The sequence below is a fragment of the Sinorhizobium alkalisoli genome, assembly GCF_008932245.1.
Taxonomy (GTDB): Bacteria; Pseudomonadota; Alphaproteobacteria; order Rhizobiales; family Rhizobiaceae; genus Sinorhizobium; species Sinorhizobium alkalisoli.
Genome location: NZ_CP034909.1, coordinates 1,752,786 through 1,771,246 on the forward strand (window position 1 = coordinate 1,752,786; position 18,461 = coordinate 1,771,246).

Annotated in this window: 18 protein-coding genes and 3 pseudogenes; 7 read left to right on the plus strand and 14 right to left on the minus strand. The window is 63.5% G+C overall.

What is annotated here, in order from left to right:
- Positions 1 to 222, plus strand: a complete 222-nt coding sequence (locus EKH55_RS08590; RefSeq protein WP_069458386.1) for a DUF1289 domain-containing protein — start codon at positions 1 to 3, stop codon at positions 220 to 222.
- A complete protein-coding gene (locus tag EKH55_RS08595) occupies positions 219 to 920 on the plus strand; it encodes a TIGR02281 family clan AA aspartic protease (protein WP_151611349.1) in 702 nt (233 codons plus the stop codon). The genes EKH55_RS08590 and EKH55_RS08595 overlap by 4 nt, the downstream gene beginning before the upstream one ends.
- 26 nt (positions 921 to 946) lie before the next feature.
- Here EKH55_RS08595 and EKH55_RS08600 read toward each other — a convergent pair whose 3' ends face one another.
- Positions 947 to 1,195, minus strand: coding sequence for a hypothetical protein (locus EKH55_RS08600; protein WP_069458384.1), 249 nt, complete (start codon positions 1,193 to 1,195; stop codon positions 947 to 949).
- Positions 1,196 to 1,471: 276 nt separating this feature from the next.
- Between EKH55_RS08600 and EKH55_RS08605 the strand changes: the two genes are divergently transcribed.
- Positions 1,472 to 2,188 (plus strand): Crp/Fnr family transcriptional regulator, encoded by a 717-nt coding sequence (locus EKH55_RS08605; protein ID WP_069458383.1) that lies wholly within the window; start codon positions 1,472 to 1,474, stop codon positions 2,186 to 2,188.
- Between the two features lie 66 nt (positions 2,189 to 2,254).
- On the opposite strand, the gene EKH55_RS08610 is transcribed toward EKH55_RS08605, so the two are convergent.
- The 8 genes from EKH55_RS08610 to EKH55_RS08645 form a co-directional block, all read right to left on the minus strand.
- Positions 2,255 to 3,016 carry an ABC transporter permease gene (locus tag EKH55_RS08610; protein WP_069458382.1) on the minus strand — a complete coding sequence of 254 codons (762 nt, stop codon included), beginning with the start codon at positions 3,014 to 3,016 and terminating at the stop codon, positions 2,255 to 2,257.
- Complete coding sequence (locus tag EKH55_RS08615; protein WP_151611350.1) at positions 3,013 to 3,939, minus strand: ABC transporter ATP-binding protein; 927 nt, start codon at positions 3,937 to 3,939, stop codon at positions 3,013 to 3,015. The genes EKH55_RS08610 and EKH55_RS08615 overlap by 4 nt, the downstream gene beginning before the upstream one ends.
- 116 nt (positions 3,940 to 4,055) lie before the next feature.
- Complete coding sequence (locus tag EKH55_RS08620; protein WP_151611351.1) at positions 4,056 to 4,829, minus strand: sulfite exporter TauE/SafE family protein; 774 nt, start codon at positions 4,827 to 4,829, stop codon at positions 4,056 to 4,058.
- A complete protein-coding gene (locus EKH55_RS08625) occupies positions 4,814 to 5,260 on the minus strand; it encodes a YeeE/YedE family protein (protein WP_069458379.1) in 447 nt (148 codons plus the stop codon). The genes EKH55_RS08620 and EKH55_RS08625 overlap by 16 nt, the downstream gene beginning before the upstream one ends.
- Positions 5,257 to 5,664, minus strand: a complete 408-nt coding sequence (locus tag EKH55_RS08630) for a YeeE/YedE family protein (RefSeq protein WP_151611966.1) — start codon at positions 5,662 to 5,664, stop codon at positions 5,257 to 5,259. The genes EKH55_RS08625 and EKH55_RS08630 overlap by 4 nt, the downstream gene beginning before the upstream one ends.
- Positions 5,664 to 5,993, minus strand: a complete 330-nt coding sequence (bigR, locus tag EKH55_RS08635) for a sulfite-sensing transcriptional repressor BigR (RefSeq protein ID WP_069458377.1) — start codon at positions 5,991 to 5,993, stop codon at positions 5,664 to 5,666. Before bigR ends, EKH55_RS08630 begins: the two co-directional genes overlap by 1 nt.
- An 11-nt stretch (positions 5,994 to 6,004) precedes the next feature.
- On the minus strand, positions 6,005 to 6,895 hold the full coding sequence (locus tag EKH55_RS08640; RefSeq protein ID WP_069458376.1) for an MBL fold metallo-hydrolase: 891 nt from the start codon (positions 6,893 to 6,895) through the stop codon (positions 6,005 to 6,007).
- Between the two features lie 374 nt (positions 6,896 to 7,269).
- Positions 7,270 to 7,902 (minus strand): TetR/AcrR family transcriptional regulator, encoded by a 633-nt coding sequence (locus tag EKH55_RS08645; protein ID WP_069458612.1) that lies wholly within the window; start codon positions 7,900 to 7,902, stop codon positions 7,270 to 7,272.
- A gap of 87 nt (positions 7,903 to 7,989) precedes the next feature.
- Here EKH55_RS08645 and EKH55_RS08650 point away from each other — a divergent pair, with 87 nt between their 5' ends.
- Complete coding sequence (locus EKH55_RS08650) at positions 7,990 to 8,730, plus strand: NIPSNAP family protein (protein ID WP_069458375.1); 741 nt, start codon at positions 7,990 to 7,992, stop codon at positions 8,728 to 8,730.
- A gap of 86 nt (positions 8,731 to 8,816) precedes the next feature.
- Here EKH55_RS08650 and EKH55_RS08655 read toward each other — a convergent pair whose 3' ends face one another.
- The 4 genes and pseudogenes from EKH55_RS08655 to EKH55_RS08670 all read right to left on the minus strand — a co-directional run bounded on the left by EKH55_RS08655 (position 8,817) and on the right by EKH55_RS08670 (position 13,808).
- Positions 8,817 to 9,638, minus strand: a complete 822-nt coding sequence (locus tag EKH55_RS08655; RefSeq protein ID WP_069458374.1) for a sulfite exporter TauE/SafE family protein — start codon at positions 9,636 to 9,638, stop codon at positions 8,817 to 8,819.
- Between the two features lie 236 nt (positions 9,639 to 9,874).
- Positions 9,875 to 11,098: an extensin-like domain-containing protein gene (locus tag EKH55_RS08660; RefSeq protein ID WP_151611352.1), complete on the minus strand. Its 1,224-nt coding sequence runs from the start codon at positions 11,096 to 11,098 to the stop codon at positions 9,875 to 9,877.
- 206 nt (positions 11,099 to 11,304) lie between these two features.
- Positions 11,305 to 11,691, minus strand: a pseudogene (locus EKH55_RS08665) (Kazal-type serine protease inhibitor domain-containing protein); the annotation flags it as partial.
- Between the two features lie 302 nt (positions 11,692 to 11,993).
- Positions 11,994 to 13,808: a methyl-accepting chemotaxis protein gene (locus EKH55_RS08670; RefSeq protein WP_151611967.1), complete on the minus strand. Its 1,815-nt coding sequence runs from the start codon at positions 13,806 to 13,808 to the stop codon at positions 11,994 to 11,996.
- Between the two features lie 197 nt (positions 13,809 to 14,005).
- Between EKH55_RS08670 and EKH55_RS08675 the strand changes: the two genes are divergently transcribed.
- On the plus strand, positions 14,006 to 14,392 hold the full coding sequence (locus EKH55_RS08675) for an acyl-CoA thioesterase (RefSeq protein ID WP_069458373.1): 387 nt from the start codon (positions 14,006 to 14,008) through the stop codon (positions 14,390 to 14,392).
- A 136-nt stretch (positions 14,393 to 14,528) separates the two neighbouring features.
- Here EKH55_RS08675 and EKH55_RS08680 read toward each other — a convergent pair whose 3' ends face one another.
- Positions 14,529 to 14,882, minus strand: a complete 354-nt coding sequence (locus EKH55_RS08680; RefSeq protein ID WP_151611354.1) for a DMT family protein — start codon at positions 14,880 to 14,882, stop codon at positions 14,529 to 14,531.
- Positions 14,883 to 15,110: 228 nt separating this feature from the next.
- Between EKH55_RS08680 and EKH55_RS30255 the strand changes: the two are divergent.
- Positions 15,111 to 15,446, plus strand: a pseudogene (locus EKH55_RS30255) (excinuclease ABC subunit UvrB); the annotation flags it as partial.
- Between the two features lie 141 nt (positions 15,447 to 15,587).
- A pseudogene (uvrB, locus tag EKH55_RS08685) lies at positions 15,588 to 18,206 on the plus strand (excinuclease ABC subunit UvrB); the annotation flags it as partial.
- Positions 18,207 to 18,461: the final 255 nt, after the last annotated feature.

Genomic DNA, 18,461 nt, shown 5'->3' on the forward strand with positions numbered 1-18,461 from the left:
ATGGAATCTCCCTGCATTCTCGTCTGTTCGATCGACGATAGGACCGGCTACTGCTTCGGTTGCGGGCGGACGCGGGACGAAATCGGCTCCTGGACGCTCTATACCGACGCCGAGCGGCACAGCATCATGCAGATGCTGCCTCAGCGACTTGAAAGCGTGGAGCGCAAGCCGCGGCGGGAAACGCGCCGAACGCGGCTGGCGCGGGAACGAAGTGGCGCATGAACCGTCTGACGCTTCTGCTGGCGATTCTGGGCATCGGCCTCGCCCTGCTGATCTTCAATCACGATAGCGGCCAGACCCTCGGCATGAACAATGACGACTTCGGCAGGCTCGTCGCGCTTGCGGCGCTGGCGACTCTGCTGAGCGCCGCCGTGCTGCGCGGCCGGCAGCACTTCGGCGAGGCAGTGCGCCTTTTGGCCATCTGGATCCTCATCGCCCTCGGGCTCGCCTCGGCCTATGTCTACCGCTACGACCTGCAGTCCTTCGGCGATCGGGTTCTCTCCGGCCTCGTACCTGGCCGGACCATGGTGGTCACGGACAGCGAGGGCCAGTCGGAAGTCGTGCTCCAGAAGCGGATCGACGGCCACTTCCAGGCCGATATGACGGTCAACGGCCAGCCGGTCAGCATGATCGTCGACACCGGAGCAAGCAGCATCGCACTCACCTACCGAGACGCCCAGAGGATCGGCCTCGATCCGGAGAATCTCGCCTATACCGTCACGGTGATGACGGCGAACGGGCCTGCCCTTGCCGCCCCGGTGGTCCTGAAGGAAATCGCGATCGGCCCGATCGTGCGAACGAATGTCCGTGCCATGGTGGCAGCCGAGAGCAGGCTCGACCGCAGTCTGCTCGGGATGAGTTTTCTCTCCAGTCTCGACTTTCTGCAGATGCGAAGCGACGAATTGCGGCTGAAGGACTGATACCAACGGCAGTAGGTTTCGGCGGATCACAATCGGTCGGTGCGGTGGTGGTAGCCGGTGCGGTGGTGACGGTTCGACCTCGCCAGGGCGCTCAACGCGTCGGCGTTGCGAATCCCGGACTGATAGGCGTGGATCAGCCTTGCAGCGAGGGCTTCGGCTTCAGCGCACTTGCGCGAGATCCTCCGCACCTGCAGTTCCACCTGGAAAATCTTATCGATCAGTTCCAGCTCATTGGGACCGATCGGATCGAACGTGAAATCTTGAGCGGCTGTCATCCCAACTCCTTGTGGGCCGCTACCGGACGGGTAGCATGGTCACTCTACGCCGCTTCGGCAAAATCGCGAGTCTTTCAGGAGTTTCTGGTGATAAGCGTCCAATACCGTACGCAGGCATCGTCACCAGGAAAAGACCGCCGATCAGGAGCTGCAGTTGCAACCCGGTGCAAGGAATGGGCGGCGAACCGCGACCATGCTATTGTGAAACAATCGCCTCGCGAGCAGCCGCGAGCGACAGAGGGGCAACTGGTCCTCGCTCCAGAAGGGGCAAAACTGATGACGCCGTCTTTGCCGAGCCCGATGCGCAATCAGCTGTTGGCGATGCTCCCCGAGGCGGACTACAGCCAGATCGCATCCGATCTCCAATATGTCGATCTGTCGCGCGGTGCGTTTCTGGCAAGAGCGGGCGAACCCATTGATCATATCTACTATCTCACATCCGGGATTGGCTCGCTTGTTGCCACCACACCCGAGAGCAACAAGGCCGAGGCCGGCATTTTCGGCAGCGAAGGATACGTTCCGACTTCGGCTGCCACAGGCGTGGAGCTCAGCGCGCATGACGTGATCATGCAAATCGGCGGGGATGCCTACAGGATGAATTTCGCGTCGTTCCGCCGCGGCATGGAGCACAACAGGAACTTCAACCGGGTGATGATCCGGTGCATTGAGGCTTTCTCGATCCAGCTCACTTACACAGCGGTCTCAAACGCGGTCCATGGTGTCGATGAGAGGCTCGCCCGCTGGATCCTCATGTGCCACGACCGGGTGCCCGGCGACCAAATCCCGCTCACGCACGAATTCATCTCGCTAATGCTGGCAGTCCGTCGGCCGAGTGTCACGACATCATTGCACATTCTCGAAGGAAACGGGTTCATTCGTTCTCTGCGGGGGCAGATCATCATCCGGAACCGGCCAGCCCTCGAAGAATTCGCGCGGGACGCCTACGGCAAGCCGGAAGCGGAATACCGGCGCCTCATGATCGGACTCTTCTAAATTGAGTTTAGTTTTCAGATGCCGCCCGAGAGGAGCCCAGCGACTCCGTCGGGCTCGCCATCGTTGTCAACTCCTGAGCCTGTAGCCTGTCCGGAAGATCCAGGTCAGAACCGACAGGCAGAGCGCCAGAAACGTGAGAATGATCGCCGCGCTCGCGAGCGGGCTGACGTCGGAGACTTCGAAAAAGCTCCAGCGGAAGCCACTGATCAGGTAGAGCACCGGGTTCAAGTGGCTGACGGCCTGCCAGAAGGGCGGCAGCATGTCGATCGAGTAAAAGCTGCCGCCGAGAAAGACGAGCGGCGGGACAACCAGCATCGGGATGAGGTTCAACTGCTCGAAGTCCTTCGCCCAGATGCCGATGATGAAGCCGAACAGGCTGAAGGTTATTGCCGTCAGCACGAAGAAGAACAGCATGGCGACCGGATGGGCGATACTGAGATCGACGAAGAGGGATGCAGTCGCGAGAATGATCGTGCCGATCATCAGCCCCTTGGTAGCCGCCGCTCCGACGTAACCGAGCACGATTTCAATCATGGAGATCGGCGAGGACAGGACCTCGTAGATCGTGCCGGTGAATTTGGGGAAGTAGATGCCGAAGGAACCGTTGCCGACGCACTGCGTGAGGAGCGTCAGCATCATCAGACCCGGTGTGATGAAGGCCCCGTAGGAGACGCCGTCGATCTGCTGGATCCGTTCGCCGATCGCTGCCCCGAAGACGATGAAATAGAGCGAGGTGGAAATCACCGGCGACACCACGCTCTGCAGAAGCGTGCGGCGCGTACGTGCCATCTCGAAGAAATAGATGGACTTGACCGCCTCGAAGTTCATTGCCCCGCCTCCACGATTTCCACGAAAATATCCTCGAGCGAACTCTGATGCGTCGAGATATCCCTGAGCCTGATCCCCGCCTCTGAAAGCGCGGCGAGCAGAGTGGTGATGCCGGTCCGCTCAGCGCTCGTGTCATAGTCGTAAATGAGGCGCTGCCCACCTTCCTCGAGCGACAGGCTGTAGGACGACAGCGTTTCCGGGACCTTGTCGATCGGCTGCGCCAGATCGACCCGTAATTGCTTCCGGCCGAGCTTCGTCATCAGCGCCGCCTTGTCTTCCACCAGCAGGATCTCGCCGCCATTGATGACCGCAATGCGGTCGGCAATCTCCTCCGCCTCCTCGATGTAGTGCGTCGTCAGGATGATGGTCACGCCCGAGGCACGCAGCCTTTCCACGACCTCCCACATGCTCTTGCGCAGGTTGACGTCGACGCCGGCGGTCGGCTCGTCGAGAAAGAGCACGCGCGGTTCGTGCGAAAGCGCCTTGGCGATCAGCACGCGCCGCTTCATGCCACCCGAAAGCTCGCGCAGCATGTTGTCCTTCTTGTCCCAGAGCGAGAGATCCTTCAGCACCTTTTCGATATGGGCGGGATCGGGCTTCTTGCCGTGCAGCCCGCGCGAGAAGGAAACAGTGTTCCAGACGGTCTCGAAGGCGTCCGTCGTCAGTTCCTGCGGAACCAGCCCGATCATCGATCGAGTCTGGCGGAAATCGCGCACGACATCGAAGCCATTGACCGCCACCCGGCCCCCGCTCGGATTGACGATGCCGCAAACGATCGAGATCAGCGTCGTCTTGCCGGCGCCATTCGGCCCCAGCAGAGCGAGAATCTCGCCCTCCTCGATGTCCAGGCTGACGCCTTTCAGCGCCTGAAAGCCGGAGGCATAGGTCTTCGACAAATTCGAAACGGAAACGATGGGCGCCATGAAATGGATCCGGAAACGGTGGGAGTGCCGCTTCTATATGGGCCGATTCACGGAGATTTTCAGCCCGTCCCGGGCAAATTTAGCAGCGACGCTCCGTCAACCGGCAGCGACCCGGATCAGGCACGGCCCGTGCCCTTCAGCAGAATGTAACCGGCGACGCACAGGACGAGCACCCCGAACAGCCGGTTGAGAACGCCCTTTCGGGCCGACATCCGCCGCGCCGCCACGATGCCTGCGGCACCGCCGAGAATACCGCCGCCGATGAATTCCCCGGCAACCCTCCAATCCACGAAGCCGGACGCGGCGTAGTTCAGCGCCGTCGCCAGGCCGAATGCGCTGATCGCCAACAGCGACGAGCCGATCGCATTGATCATCGGCATTCCGGTCGCGGCAATCAGGCCCGGCACGATCAGAAAGCCGCCCCCGATGCCGAAGAATCCGGAAAGCGTACCGGTCGCCAACGCCACCGCCGCGGTCAGCCAGCACATCCGCGCATCGACCGGACGCGGCTCGCCGTCCGTCGCACGCCGCGGCCACAGCATGGCCAGTCCGACGGCCACCATGACGAGGCCGAAGAGGAAGAGCAGCTTCTCGCCATCGACCAGCTTGGCGACGGAGGACGCGACAAGCGCACCCAATGTGCCGATGAGGGCAAATACGATGGCGCAGCGCCACCAAACATGCCCGGCTCGCGCGTGACCGGCGAAATTCGCCAGCGCGCTCGCCGAGACGGCAAAGGCGCTCGTGCCGATCGCCACATGCGTGCCGCCGACGCCGACCACGTAGAGCAGGAGCGGCACGGCAAGAATCGAGCCGCCGCCCCCGAGCAATCCCAGCGAAAAACCGACGAGCCCACCGGAAGCGATTGCAGCTGTCACACCCGCTGCCATAGCCGCGCTCCCTGCAGGCGATCATGCGCCACCATCCCGGCAAGCATTGCGGCGACGAAGAGGACGGTGGCCGGCAGGCCCAGCGACAGCGATGCCAGCGCCGGGCCGGGGCAGAGCCCGACCAAGCCCCAACCGACGCCGAAGATCGCCGAGCCGACGATAAGCCTCCGATCGATAACCTGCGTCTCAGGCAGGTGAAAACGATCGTCGAGGAGCGGCCTTGGCATGCGGCGCACGAGCGCCATGCCGGCGGCCGATACGATCACGGCGCCCGCGAGCACGAAGGCGAGCGTCGGATCCCAGTCGCGGGTGATGTCGAGAAAGCCGCGCACCCGGGCCGGGTTCAGCATTCCCGAAATGGAAAGACCAAGTCCGAAAATCGCGCCCGAGACCAGGGCCGCGGCAATGCGACAAGCTGCATTTCTGTTCATTGGAAGAACCCCATCAGGTAGACCGTTGCGACTGCCGTGGCCATGAAGGTGCCGACCGCCGCCATGGACCGGCGCGATAGCCGGGCGAGCCCGACGACGCCGTGGCCGCTGGTACAACCGGAGCCCATGCGCGATCCGTAGCCGACCAGCAGGCCGCCCGCGACGACGATCGGCCAGGACGCCACCAGCACGACCGCCGGCCATTCGCCGAGGAACAGGCGGTAGAGAACCGGACCCAGGATCAATCCGAGGACAAAGGCCGTGCCGGTCGCCGTTTGCACACCCTGCAACAGGCGTCCGGCAATGCCGCTGACACCCGCCACCCGGCCATTTGAAACGACAAGGATCACGGCCGAGAGCCCTATCAGCATTCCACCCAGCAATCCGCTGGCATAGGTCGCCATCATTTCGTGTCCTCGCCGCAGAAGATGTCGTAGAGCGCCGTGACCAGCCGTGCGGCCTTGTCATCGGTCAGCCGGTAGAAGACATGTTTGGCGTCGCGCCGCGTTGCGACGAAGCCGGCCTCACGCAGCACCGTCAGCTGCTGCGAAAGCGTCGGCTGATGTATGCCGAGCATCTCTTCCAGTTGACTGACCGAATACTCGCCTTCGACCAGCGTGCAGACGATCATCAGCCGATTGTGGTTGGCGAGCGTCTTCAGGAGCGTCGCCGCCTCGCCTGCCCGCTCGCCCATGTCCGGAGAGATCTCCGGGATCTTCAACACACTTCTCATGCCTCTTCCTTTCAGTCCCATGCCGCGCCCTGCAGCGCATTGATGGGAAATTTCAGATAGCGCGCGCCGTTCGACTCCGGTTCAGGCAGTCGGCCGCCGCGGATATTCACCTGCAGCGCATGCAGGATCAGCTTCGGCATCGGCAGCGTCTTGTCGCGTGCCTCGCGCAATTCGACGAAAGCATCCTCGGTCATGCCGGCGAGATGCGGATTGGAGCGCTTCTCCTCGCCGACCGTGCTTTCCCAGCGCGCCTCGCGGCCGTCCGGCTGGTAGTCATGCCCGGTGAAGAGACGGGTTTCGTCCGGCAGGGCGAGAATCCGGCTGATCGAACGCCACAATTGCCGGGCATCGCCGCCGGGAAAATCCGCACGCGCCGTGCCGCTGTCGGGCATGAAGATCGTGTCGTGAACGAAGGCTGCGTCGCCGACCACATAGGTGACGGAGGCGAGCGTATGGCCCGGCGAATAGATGACCTGCCCGGCGTTCGAACCGACGGAGAAGCGCTCGCCATCGGCGAAGAGATGGTCCCATTGCGACCCGTCCGTTTCGAGCTCGGGCCAATTATAGATACCCTTCCACAGCCTCTGGACGCGCACCACTTCCGATCCGATCCCCGTCGGCGCCCCGGTCTTTTCCTTCAGATAGGCGGCGGCCGAAAAATGGTCGGCATGGGGATGAGTGTCGAGGATCCATTCGACCGTCAGCCCCTTCCCGGCCACGTAATCGAGGATCCGGTCAGCCTGCACCGTCGCCGTGGCGCCGGACTTCTCGTCGAAGTCGAGCACCGGGTCGATGATGGCGCAACGCTTGGTCAGCGGATCCGAAACCACATATTGGATGCTGCCGGTACGCTCCTCGTAGAAGCCTTTGACATCCGGTCTCGCAGTTGCTGCTGCAGGCATTGGTGCCTCCGTTTTGCGTTATCAATATACACTTAAATATAATGTATATTGACTTCCCGAACAAGCCCGTTGCAGAGCTGCGGCAATTTGACCGCAGTGCCTGTAACGGAGCGCTGAAAGCAGGAATTGTCGCACGGCCACGAGCCAGAACGCGATCACATATGGTATTGCATGGCGCCGCCGGCAAAGCGTGTCAGTCTTTGAGACTTGTGCATCGCGCTTTCCGGAATCGGGTCCGATCTTCGACCCCAGTGCACGAATTAGAGCACGGGCGGCCGCTCGTCCGAAGAATGGCGCCGACACGCGCCCGCTTCAAGGCCGACGGACCTTGCTGGCAAGCGCAAACCTCGCACATTCTCGTCAAAACGGCGTCACTAAGGGCATGATCGCTGACTTGGACGGAGCTCGAGGTATCTCAACAGCTCCCGGCTACAGTCTTTGAGCGCGGAACTATTTTGGCTTGCCTTGGCGATCGCCATTGCACCCCAATAGGATGCGATTATGAAGTTTGCCGCGGTCTCGGCGTCCAGATGGGCGCAGTGGCCGGCGAGTTGGTCGGCGCGGATCTTTTGCGCAAGCTCTCTTCTCCAATTCTCTAGGATTGTGCTTGCGGCCTTGCGCATGTCGTCATCCTGCCTGGCCAGTTCGCTCACCATGTTGCCGAGCGGGCATCCCGACACAAAGCCCTGTTGATCCAGTTCTCGGATAATCCTGGCGAATATGGCTTCCACGCCGGCGGATGCCGTCTTGGCCTCCATGACCGGCTTGATCCACGTTTCTTCGACAGCGTCGGCGACGTTGCCGTGCAATACTGCAAGCCCCAATTCTTTCTTGGTCGGGAAGTGATGTGAAAAGGCTCCCCCTGTTACGCCAGCCGCCGCCTTCAGGTCCTGCACGCTGGTAACGCCGTAGCCGCGCGAGCTGAAGGCGGTAAAAGCGGTGTCGACAATCCGCTTCCTTACCCCTTCAGGATCGTTCGATCTTCGCTTGTTCAGACGTTTCGCCATCGGTGCGTTCTGTAGCACGGCTTGACAAACAGGACAACTGACCTGTATTCGAACAGGACAATCATCCTGTTTGGAGGCAAGAAATCGATGCGAAACACCGCAGCTGCAGCCCAGGTCTTCGAGCTCCGCCAGTACCGCCTCCATCCGGGTGCGCGGGAAACTCTGATCGATGTCTTCGATCGAGAATTCCTGGAGACACAGGAGGAGGCCGGCATGCATGTGGCGGCTCAATTCCGTGATCTCGATGAAACCGACAGCTTCGTTTGGCTGCGGGGCTTTGCGAACATGGAAACGCGAGCGGAAGCGCTCGGCCGCTTTTACGGGGGACCCGTCTGGGCAAAGCATCGCGACGTCGCCAACGGCACAATGGTCAATTCCGACAACGTTCTGCTGCTACGCCCCGCCCGACTTGATTCGAGTTTTCAGCTACCAGCCGCCGAGCGGCCGCGCCCCGACAGCACTGCGCAGTCGTCAGCGATCTTTCTCTGCGCGATCCATTACACTGCTCCCGGCAAGGAGGAGGCTTTTGCCGCGTTCTTCGAGGATAAGGTCCGCTTGCCGCTTCTCGAAAGCGGAGCGACTGTCCCTGCCTCCTTCGTGAGCGAACACAGCGCCAACACCTTTCCAAGGCTGCCGGTGCGGCAAGGAGAAGCGGTTTTTGTGGCTCTTCTCCGGTTTTCTACGCCGCAAGCCTACGCCACCCACCGTGGCGCCCTGGCAGCCTCGAGGCAGTGGACGGAGGAAATCGAGCCGCAGATCAGCCAGCGCACATGGCGGGCCACCGAGGTGCTGAGGCTTTCGCCGACGTCACGATCGCTGGTGCGCTAGTCTTATCGGCCCCGCCCAACGGCACATAGACAAGGGTCGCCTTCGACGCCGCGACACAATTCGTTGGTCAAGATCGCGCAATCTGCTCAGCCATAGAGGCTATAGAAGAACCGAAACGCGATCAGCGTCATGAAAATGCCGAAGCCGGCCTCGAGCTGGCGCCGGCCCATGGCATGGGCGAGCGCCACGCCGACCGGCGCGACCAGGAGCGTGATCGGGATAATCAGCCCCACGGCGATCCAATTGACGAAGCCGGTCGAAAGCGGCGGCAGCCCCGCCTCCCCCCAGCCGGCCCAGACATAGCCGAACAGGCCCGGGATCGAGATCAGCACGCCGACGCCGGAGGATGTCGCGACCGCCTGGTGGATCGGCCGGCCGTAGAGAGTCATGAAGGTGTTGTTCAGCACCCCGCCGCCGACTCCCATCAGTCCGGAGAGGACGCCGATCGCCACGCCGACCAGCCACTTCACCGGATTGTTCGGAAGATCCTTGCCGATGCGCCAGCTTGCCCGGTTAAAGATCATCCGGAAGGCGATGGCCAGCGCGATGACCGCAAAGATCAGTCGCAGTGTTTCGCTGCTGACATAGGCCGCGATCACCGTGGCGAGAACGGCGCCGAGCGGCACGGCAAGAAGCCAGTTGCGCAGGAGATCGATGTCGACGACCCCGCGCCGGTAATGCGAGAGGAAGGAACGCACCGATGTCGGCACGATGATCGCGAGCGACGTGCCGACGGACAGATGCATCCGCACCGCATCGTCGACGCCGAGAAGACCGAAGACCTGATAGAAGACCGGAACCAGGATCGCGCCGCCGCCGATGCCGAACAGGCCGGCGAGCACGCCCGCAACCACACCGGCCGCAGCCAGCGCCAGCGCGAACATCATCAGTTCCGAAATCGGCGGCATGCAAAATTCCCAGGGCGCTGAAGCGGGCAACGTACGTGGCCCGTTATGGAGCGGCCACCACTGTCACGAAACGGTGATGCTTTTCAATCACCTTTGAGCCGCTGGAGCGACCTCGCTCCCGTGATTTGCACCGGTGCCTTCCCCCTGAAACAGGCTCCGGGTCTTTCGGCCGGCGCACCCTGCCGGCCTTTTTTATCCGCACTGGTGCGATTCGCCACAGGCTTAGGCGACCTTCACTAATCGCAATGCCGGTAGCCGGACTTGCGGGTCCTCAAGTCGAAGTGGAAATGGTCCTTGTGAAACGGATCGCTGCCGGGGCCGAGCACGGTGTGGAAATATTTGCAGCTATCGGCGCGCACCGCCTTCAGGAGCCCGCGTTCGCGGAAGGCGAAGAAGCCCTTCCTGCGCACGTCGATCTGCTTGCCGTTCTTCAGCACGAACTTGCCGACATCGATCGCGTTGCCGCGCGCATGCTCGGACATCGGATTGCCCCGCCGCGAGTTCATCGTGCGGCACGAATAGCCGCCAAGCGGACGGATCGTCTTGACCCCCGACCAGTAGCGATAGCGCGAGGACGGCGCGAGCTCGTATTTCACCCACTGCGCAAAAGCCGCTGTGACCTGGCAGTTGAGTCTCACTGCCGGCTTCACGTCGATATTTCCGGAAAGGCCGCTGAGTTCGATCGGATAGTCGATGCCGCAGGACGGTCCGTCATGGATGCGCGGCAGGTCGCGATAGACGACGCCGAGCTTTTTCAGTTGCTGCCGGCAGGCAATTTCTGAAGCCGGCATCCGTCCGGTATATTCCGGCGCGGCCAGCGGATTGCGGGCGCGCGGCAGGAAGGCCACCTGCTGCGGCTCCTCCGTGCGTCGCTGCTGGACGGGAGAACGCATCGTCCCTGCGGCCCCGGCCGGGCTCCGCGCAGGCGCCAGCGGCGGCAGGTCGGGATCGTAGCCGAGCTCCGCCTGCTGTGGGGCCGGCGATGCCGCCGTTCCGCCGAGCTGGCGCACAGTGTCCTCGCCGATCCCGCCGACCACCGGCTGCGCCGTCCCGCCCTCGGCGATCTGGTTCGACTGCTCCTCGGCAAGCCCGACCACCGGCTCGACACCCAGCATCGGATCCATGTTCACGCCTTCAGGCGGAATGCTCATCGGGCCGGCGCTTGCCGACATCGCTGCCGGAGGATCGCTGTCGATCATCGGTAACCTCCCCTGCCCGCCCGGATCGGCCTCCATTGCGGCATCCGCCGTCCCGCTGAAGGACGGAACCGGCTTTGCCGGATAGGCAGCCGTCAGTTCCTGCTCCGGATTGGCCGGAACGCGGCTCGATCTGATCGCCCCGACCCTGGAAGCGGAATCGATCCTCGCAGACGGGGAAAGCACGTCGGTCGTGCAGGCCACAAGCGAAGCGGAGAGAAGCAGCGCCGCCAAGGGCCGGTGGAGAAGAGAAACATACGCCATACCCATTGCCGCCTTCGTCCGTGGCGAGGCTCTGCGCTCCGCCGATGCGCCCCACGGCCCGAAGGTGAACGCCGGCTATGTCGCCAGGCGGGCACGCGGCCGAAAAACTGACAGTTCGGCCGACTTTATGCAAACAGGGTAAACGAAGCCTTGCAAACCTTCCCCCCTCATTCCGCAGACCTGCCCTCCCGAGCGGCGGCGCCTCACCGGCATTCGCCGCGATGGGCGACCCGGAACCCGTCTGCACGGGCCATGCAGGCATTGGCGAAGGTCTCGGCCTGCCTGCCGCGCACGGCGCAGACCGGCGCGTATTCGCGGGTGCATAACCGCGGCGTCACCGGGCGGAAATCCTCGCGGCACACGCCGCGATGCACGACACGGAAGCCGTCGACACGCGCGTGGCAGGCATTCGGGAAGGTGCGCAGGAGATCGCCGCGCTGGCCGCAAACGGGTGCATATTCCATCGTACACACCTGCGGCAACGGCCTTGGCCCGGGACGCGGCTCCTCCACAACCACGGTGCAGGCGGAAAGCAAGCCGAGCGACAGCAGAATGGCGGCGCCGCGCGGCGCGAGAAGCCCAATGGTCGACATCGTATCCTCCTCGGTGGGGCTAGCCCGCATTTCTCACACTCCTTGACGGGCTACGCTTTTCGCGGCTTTCGCCCGTATGCAACTCGCCACAATTCAACGCAGGGCGCAAGGAGTGTGAGAAATGCGGGCTAGAGACCGACCTCTTCCTCGGCCCGGTTGCCCCTGGCATTCTGATAAAACTTTTGGATGCACTCCAACCGAACACGGTAGGTGACAACCGGTTCCCTGCGAATTCGGCTCCGACGAAAAAGCCCGCGTCCTTTCGAACGCGGGCCGGATTTTCGAATGGGCAGCAGCCTTTGTCAGGCGGCCTTGCCGTAGGCCGCCTGCCTGGTCTGCTCCCGCAGATGGAACCTTTGCAGCAGGGACTTCAGCTCGCGGCTCTCCTGCGCCAGCATCTGGCTCGCGGCCGTCGTCTCCTCGACCATCGCCGCATTCTGCTGGGTCATCTGGTCCATGCTATTGACGGACGTGTTGACCTCCTGGAGGCCGGTCGCCTGTTCTTTGGCGGCCGTGGCTATCGAGGCGACCTGCTCGTTCACGCGATTGACGAGCGTTTCAATCTCCATCAGCGCGTCGCCGGTGGAGCGGACGAGTTCCACGCCGGCGCCGACCTCGTGGACCGAGGCGTTGATCAGTTCCTTGATCTCCTTGGCGGCGCCGGCCGAGCGCTGGGCCAGTTCGCGCACTTCCTGGGCGACGACCGCAAAGCCGCGCCCCGCCTCGCCGGCCCGCGCTGCCTCCACGCCGGCATTGAGCGCCAGCAGGTTCGTCTGGAAGGCGATCTCGTCGATCACGCCGATGATCTGGCTGATCCGGTTGGAAGAGCTCTCGATCCGCCCCATGGCGTCGACGGCGTTGCGGACGATGCCGCCGGATTTCGCCGCGCTCGCCTTCGTCTCGTTCACCATGTCGCGCGCTTCGAGCGCCCGGTCCGACGCATGGCGGACGGTCGAAGTGATCTCGTCGAGCGCGGCCGCGGTTTCCTCGAGCGCGGCTGCCTGCTGCTCCGTCCGCCGCGCCAGGTTGTTCGCGGCCTCGGAAATGTCGCCGGCACTGCCGTAAACCACTTCGGTCGAATGCGAAATGGCGCCGATGACGTCACGCAGCGCAGAGACGGCCGCGTTGAAGTCGTCCTTTAGCTTGCCGTATTCCGGCGCGATGCGCGCGACCTCGGCGGTGAGGTCGCCGGCAGCCAGCCGCTCCAAGGCCGCGCCGATCGTGTCCATCGCTTCCGCCTGCGAAGCGGCCGCCGAGCGCTGGCGCTCCTCGTTGCCGCGCCGTTCGGCGTCGAGCCGGTCCTGCTGCTCCGCTTCACGCGAGCGCAGATCCAGCCGTTCCCTCACCGAGTCACGGAGGACGACGAGCACCTTCGCCATCTGCCCGATCTCGTCGCCGCGGTCAGTTTCCGGAACCTCGGCGGAAAGGTCCTCGTCGGCGATCGCCCGCATCGAAGTCTTCAGCCTGTCGACCGGACGCACGACGCTGCGAACGATTGCCAGCGCCGCGGCGATAGTCACCAGTCCAGCCGCGGCAAGAAGCGCGGCAACCTCCAGGGCTCCGTTGCGGAACATCGCCGCGAGGTCGTCGGCATAGACACCAGTGCCAACGACCCAACCCCAGGGCTTGAAACCGGCCACATGCGAATATTTCAGCACCGGCTCGTCCGCGCCCGGTTTCGGCCAATGGTAATCGACGAAGCCTTTGCCCTGGCTCTCGACCGTCTTGACGAATTCGATGAAGAGGAATTTCCCGTGTGGATCCTTGTTCTGGGAGAGGTCCTGGCCATCCAGTTCCGGCTTGATCGGATGCATCACCATCGTCGGATGCATGTCGTTGACCCAGAAGTAGCCGCTGTCCTGATAGCGCATCGCCTTGACCACCTCGAGCGCCCGCTGCTGCGCTTCCTCGCGCGACATCGTCCCGGCGACCTCCAGCTTATGGTAGGAGTCGAAGATCGCGATCGCATTGTCGTTCATCGCCGCAAGCATCGCCTTGCGCTCGGCCACCAGCTGCCTGTCGGCCTCGAACAGGCCGAAGACCAGAGCGGCGGCCATGGCGAGCAGCGCAATGGCCACCAGCGCATAGAGCCGCGCGGCAATCGAAAATCTCTTCATCATCCCCTCCAACGAGAAAGTCTCCCACATATGCTAGAGCCTGCAGTATAGAAGCGGGGTTTTGCGAAGGTCCTAACAGAACCCCCCAAAATATTAGGATCGGCTCAGGATCGACGATCGCTGCAGCGGCAGTCGGAGCCTCTTCCCTGCGCCGGCTGTCCTGCGCTAAACCTGCGGGGGAAACGGAGACAGGCCGAATGACCGCAGCGATCAAGCCGAACGGTGAACTGACCTTGCGTACGCTGGCGATGCCGGGCGACGCCAATGCCGCCGGCGACATATTCGGCGGCTGGGTGATGGCGCAGATGGACCTTTCCTGCGGCATCCGCGCCGCCGAGCGCGCCCGCGGCCGCGTCGTCACCGCCGCCGTCAAGGAAATGGCGTTCGCCCTGCCGGTGAAGATCGGCGACACGCTCTGCATCTATACCGATATCGTCACGGTCGGCCGCACCTCGATGACGCTGAAGGTCGAGGCCTGGGCGCAGCGCTATCTCTCGCATGTGATGGAAAAGGTCACCGACGCCCTCTTCGTGATGGTGGCGCTCGACGCGAACGGGAAGCCGACGCCGGTCCCGGAGGAATAGGGCTTTCCACATTCGCTTCGACTTGAGATCGCCCCTCTCCTCGGGTTTAACCCGAGGACTGGCCCTCTCCCCGCTCGCGGGGAGAAGCTCCCGGCAGGGGGATGAGGGGCAGAGTTGCGGCCAAAAATCCCCGCGCTTATCCCTTGAAAATAAACGACGCCCCGGCCGCGATCAGCGCGAACCCGATGAGCTGGTGCCAGCCGATCGGCTCCTTCAGCCAGAACACCGAGAAGACAACGAAGATGGCGAGCGTGATCACCTCCTGCATCGTCTTCAATTGCGCCGCCGAATAGACCGCATGGCCGATGCGGTTGGCCGGCACCGCCAGCCAATATTCGAAGAAGGCGATACCCCAGCTCGCGACGATGACGATGGCAAGCGGCGAATGGGTGAATTTCAGGTGCCCATACCAGGCGAAGGTCATGAACACATTGGAGACGAGCAGCAGCAGCACCGGCCAGATATAGGCGGGATTGATGGAGAAGGGCATGGAATCCTCGGGCGGGAAGCGAATCACTGCACGGAAGATGCCGGGCGGACCTGACGGCGGCAAGCGGCTTCATAGCCTTCGTGCGAAGCGCCGCGACGCCCTCGAGCGATGACCACCGGCCGAGCGGCGAATCCTGAGCCCGCAGTTCCCCGGAAAACCAGCCTCGCGTTTCCCTTTTGTACTCCTTCCCCCTTCCCTTTCGAGCGGAGTCTCTCCATATTCCCCGCCATGGCCCAGGAACCCAAGAAGTCTCCGAAAGATCCCCCCAAGCAACCCAGCGGCTTCGAGGAAACGCCGCAGGCGCCGCTTTCCGGCGTGCCGCTTTCCGGCAACGTCTCCGACTGGGTGAAGCAGCTCGAGGCCGAGGCGGAATCCTCCGCTTTCGAGAGCCGGCGCGAGGTCGCCTCCAAGGCAGGCAAGCACCGGAAGAAGGTGGAAATATCGGCATCCAAATCCGCCCGCGGCACCTCCATGGGCGGTTCGACCGATCCGAAGACGCGCGCCGCCGCCGGGCTCAACCCTGTTGCCGGCCTCGACATCTCTCTCGAGGAAGCGCAGCGACTCGGCATCGGTAGCCACGGGAACTCCAAAGCGAAGCGTGGCGGACAAGCGTCCGTCGCCGGCCGTCCGGCGTCCTCCCGCGACGCCAAAGGCGCGCAAAAGGAAGATGGGGCGGAGGCCAGCCCGGAGGGCGATGCGGCCGTGAGCGCAGGAAGTGGCGTCACCGCTACCGTCGAGGCGCTTGCCGCGCTGATCGAGAGCGGCAATCCGCTCTTCAAGGACGGCAAGCTTTGGACACCGCACCGGCCGGCGCGGCCGGACAAGTCGGAGGGCGGCATCGAAATCCGGATGCAATCGGATTACCAGCCGGCCGGCGACCAGCCGACGGCGATCGCCGATCTCGTCGACGGCCTCTCCTCGGGCGAGCGCAATCAGGTGCTGCTCGGCGTCACCGGCTCGGGCAAGACCTTTACGATGGCGAAAGTGATCGAGGCGACGCAGCGCCCGGCGGTGATCCTGGCGCCGAACAAGACGCTCGCGGCGCAGCTCTATTCCGAGTTCAAGAACTTTTTTCCGGACAACGCGGTCGAGTATTTCGTCTCCTATTACGACTACTACCAACCGGAGGCCTACGTCCCGCGCTCGGACACCTATATCGAGAAGGAATCCTCGATCAACGAGCAGATCGACCGTATGCGCCACTCGGCGACCCGTTCGCTGCTCGAACGCGACGACGTCATCATCGTCGCCTCGGTCTCGTGCATCTACGGCATAGGCTCGGTCGAGACCTATACCGCCATGACCTTCCAGATGAGCGTCGGCGACCGGCTCAACCAGCGGCAATTGCTCGCCGACCTGGTGGCACAGCAATACAAGCGCCGCGACATGGATTTCCAGCGCGGCTCCTTCCGTGTGCGCGGCGACACGATCGAGATCTTCCCCGCCCACCTGGAGGACGCCGCCTGGCGCATCTCCATGTTCGGAGACGAGATCGACGCGATCACCGAATTCGACCCGCTCACCGGCCAGAAGACCGGCGACCTGAAATCGGTGAAGATCTACGCCAACTCGCACTATGTGACGCCGCGGCCGACGCTGAATGCCGCCATCAAGGCGATCAAGGAGGAACTGGCCTTTCGGCTGGAGGAACTGGAAAAGGCAGGCCGCCTGCTGGAAGCGCAGCGGCTGGAACAGCGCACCCGCTACGATCTCGAAATGCTGGAGGCCACTGGCTCCTGCCAGGGCATCGAAAACTATTCGCGCTACCTGACCGGCCGCAAGCCGGGCGAGCCGCCGCCGACGCTGTTCGAATATATCCCGGACAACGCCATCATCTTCATCGACGAGAGCCACGTCACCATTCCGCAGATCGGCGGCATGTACCGTGGCGACTTCCGCCGCAAGGCGACGCTCGCCGAATACGGCTTCCGCCTGCCCTCCTGCATGGACAACCGGCCCTTGCGCTTCGAGGAATGGGATGCGATGCGGCCGGACACGATCGCCGTCTCGGCGACGCCCGGCGGTTGGGAACTGGAGCAGTCCGGCGGTGTCTTCGCCGAGCAGGTGATCCGCCCGACCGGCCTGATCGATCCGCCGGTCGAGGTGCGCCCGGCCAAGACCCAGGTCGACGACGTGCTCGGCGAGATACGCGCCACCGCCGCCGCCGGCTACCGCACGCTCGTCACCGTGCTGACCAAGCGCATGGCCGAAGACCTGACGGAATACCTGCACGAACAGGGCGTCCGCGTCCGCTACATGCATTCGGATATCGACACGCTGGAGCGCATCGAGATCATCCGCGACCTGCGCCTCGGCGCCTTCGACGTGCTGGTCGGCATCAACCTGCTGCGCGAGGGCCTCGACATTCCCGAATGCGGCTTCGTCGCCATCCTCGATGCCGACAAGGAAGGTTTCCTGCGCTCCGAAACCTCGCTCGTCCAGACGATCGGCCGCGCGGCCCGCAACGTCGACGGCAAGGTCATCCTCTATGCCGACACGATCACCGGCTCGATGCAGCGGGCTATGGCCGAGACCGGCCGCCGCCGCGAGAAGCAGATGGCCTACAATGCCGAGCACGGCATCACGCCGGAATCGGTAAAGGCGAAGATCTCCGACATCCTCGACTCGGTTTACGAGCGCGACCACGTCCGCGCCGATATCTCAGGCGTCGCCGGCAAGGGTTTTGCCGAGGCCGGCCACCTCGTCGGCAACAATCTGCAGGCGCATCTCAACGCGCTGGAAAAACAGATGCGCGACGCCGCCGCCGACCTCGACTTCGAAACCGCGGCAAGACTCCGCGACGAGATCAAGCGGCTCAAGGCGGCGGAATTGGCCGTGCTCGACGACCCGATGGCAAGGGAAGAGGCGCGGAGCGCCGAAGGCGCGACCGGGAAAAGAAAACAAGAGGCGCGGAGCGCCGAAGGCCGCAAGGGTGTCTCCTCCCCTGCCTCCCCCGTCTCTCCGTCATCCTCGGCCTCGAGCCGAGGATCCACCACCACGGAGAGCAAATCCCTCTTCCAGAAACCCGATCTCGGCAACATGGGCCCAGGCACCGACACCGAACGCCCCCTCTTTCGCAAGCCCGACCTCGATGAAATGGGCCGCGACGTGGCGGTCCCAGCCGGCGAAGGTCGCACGCTGTTCCGAAAGAATTCGCTCGACGAGATGACCGTCGGTCGGACCGAGAAGCCAGTCGTCGGCAAGGTCCCGGAAAAGCCGGTCCTCACCCGCGCCAAGCCGGGCGTCGGCTCCTATGAGGACCCGGCGGAGGAGAAGCGCCGCAAGGGGCGGACGAAGGGGAAGACGGGCCGACCGGGGCGGTGAGCGCGATCGCCACGATCTGCGCCTCGGCATTCTTGTTCGCGTCGGCGGCCGACTGGCCGCATGCGGCGATTCAAGTGCTACAACGGCCTTTTCGCGTCTGATTGGACGGGCGGCGCTGTAGGATTGAACTCGTCGCAACGGCGCCAACTCCACCCGTTGCGCTCCTGATCCAGACCACCGCCCCTATCTTGCGCGACCGGCTTTCTTATCCGCCTCGACGCCGCACGGCTAGCCGAGCACGTCGGTTTCCGCCGA

What these genes read in the sequence shown, in the direction of transcription:
- EKH55_RS08660 (WP_151611352.1), bottom strand. Translation starts at nt 11,098, where the DNA reads ATGGCGTATGTTTCTCTTCTCCACCGGCCCTTGGCGGCGCTGCTTCTC.
- EKH55_RS08655 (WP_069458374.1), bottom strand. Translation starts at nt 9,638, where the DNA reads ATGCCGCCGATTTCGGAACTGATGATGTTCGCGCTGGCGCTGGCTGCG.
- EKH55_RS08640 (WP_069458376.1), bottom strand. Translation starts at nt 6,895, where the DNA reads ATGCCTGCAGCAGCAACTGCGAGACCGGATGTCAAAGGCTTCTACGAG.
- EKH55_RS08670 (WP_151611967.1), bottom strand. Translation starts at nt 13,808, where the DNA reads ATGAAGAGATTTTCGATTGCCGCGCGGCTCTATGCGCTGGTGGCCATT.
- EKH55_RS08625 (WP_069458379.1), bottom strand. Translation starts at nt 5,260, where the DNA reads ATGAACAGAAATGCAGCTTGTCGCATTGCCGCGGCCCTGGTCTCGGGC.
- EKH55_RS08600 (WP_069458384.1), bottom strand. Translation starts at nt 1,195, where the DNA reads ATGACAGCCGCTCAAGATTTCACGTTCGATCCGATCGGTCCCAATGAG.
- bigR (WP_069458377.1), bottom strand. Translation starts at nt 5,993, where the DNA reads ATGAGAAGTGTGTTGAAGATCCCGGAGATCTCTCCGGACATGGGCGAG.
- EKH55_RS08590 (WP_069458386.1), top strand. Translation starts at nt 1, where the DNA reads ATGGAATCTCCCTGCATTCTCGTCTGTTCGATCGACGATAGGACCGGC.
- EKH55_RS08675 (WP_069458373.1), top strand. Translation starts at nt 14,006, where the DNA reads ATGACCGCAGCGATCAAGCCGAACGGTGAACTGACCTTGCGTACGCTG.
- EKH55_RS08620 (WP_151611351.1), bottom strand. Translation starts at nt 4,829, where the DNA reads ATGGCAGCGGGTGTGACAGCTGCAATCGCTTCCGGTGGGCTCGTCGGT.
- EKH55_RS08595 (WP_151611349.1), top strand. Translation starts at nt 219, where the DNA reads ATGAACCGTCTGACGCTTCTGCTGGCGATTCTGGGCATCGGCCTCGCC.
- EKH55_RS08615 (WP_151611350.1), bottom strand. Translation starts at nt 3,939, where the DNA reads ATGGCGCCCATCGTTTCCGTTTCGAATTTGTCGAAGACCTATGCCTCC.
- EKH55_RS08680 (WP_151611354.1), bottom strand. Translation starts at nt 14,882, where the DNA reads ATGCCCTTCTCCATCAATCCCGCCTATATCTGGCCGGTGCTGCTGCTG.
- EKH55_RS08650 (WP_069458375.1), top strand. Translation starts at nt 7,990, where the DNA reads ATGCGAAACACCGCAGCTGCAGCCCAGGTCTTCGAGCTCCGCCAGTAC.
- EKH55_RS08605 (WP_069458383.1), top strand. Translation starts at nt 1,472, where the DNA reads ATGACGCCGTCTTTGCCGAGCCCGATGCGCAATCAGCTGTTGGCGATG.
- EKH55_RS08645 (WP_069458612.1), bottom strand. Translation starts at nt 7,902, where the DNA reads ATGGCGAAACGTCTGAACAAGCGAAGATCGAACGATCCTGAAGGGGTA.
- EKH55_RS08630 (WP_151611966.1), bottom strand. Translation starts at nt 5,664, where the DNA reads ATGGCGACCTATGCCAGCGGATTGCTGGGTGGAATGCTGATAGGGCTC.
- EKH55_RS08610 (WP_069458382.1), bottom strand. Translation starts at nt 3,016, where the DNA reads ATGAACTTCGAGGCGGTCAAGTCCATCTATTTCTTCGAGATGGCACGT.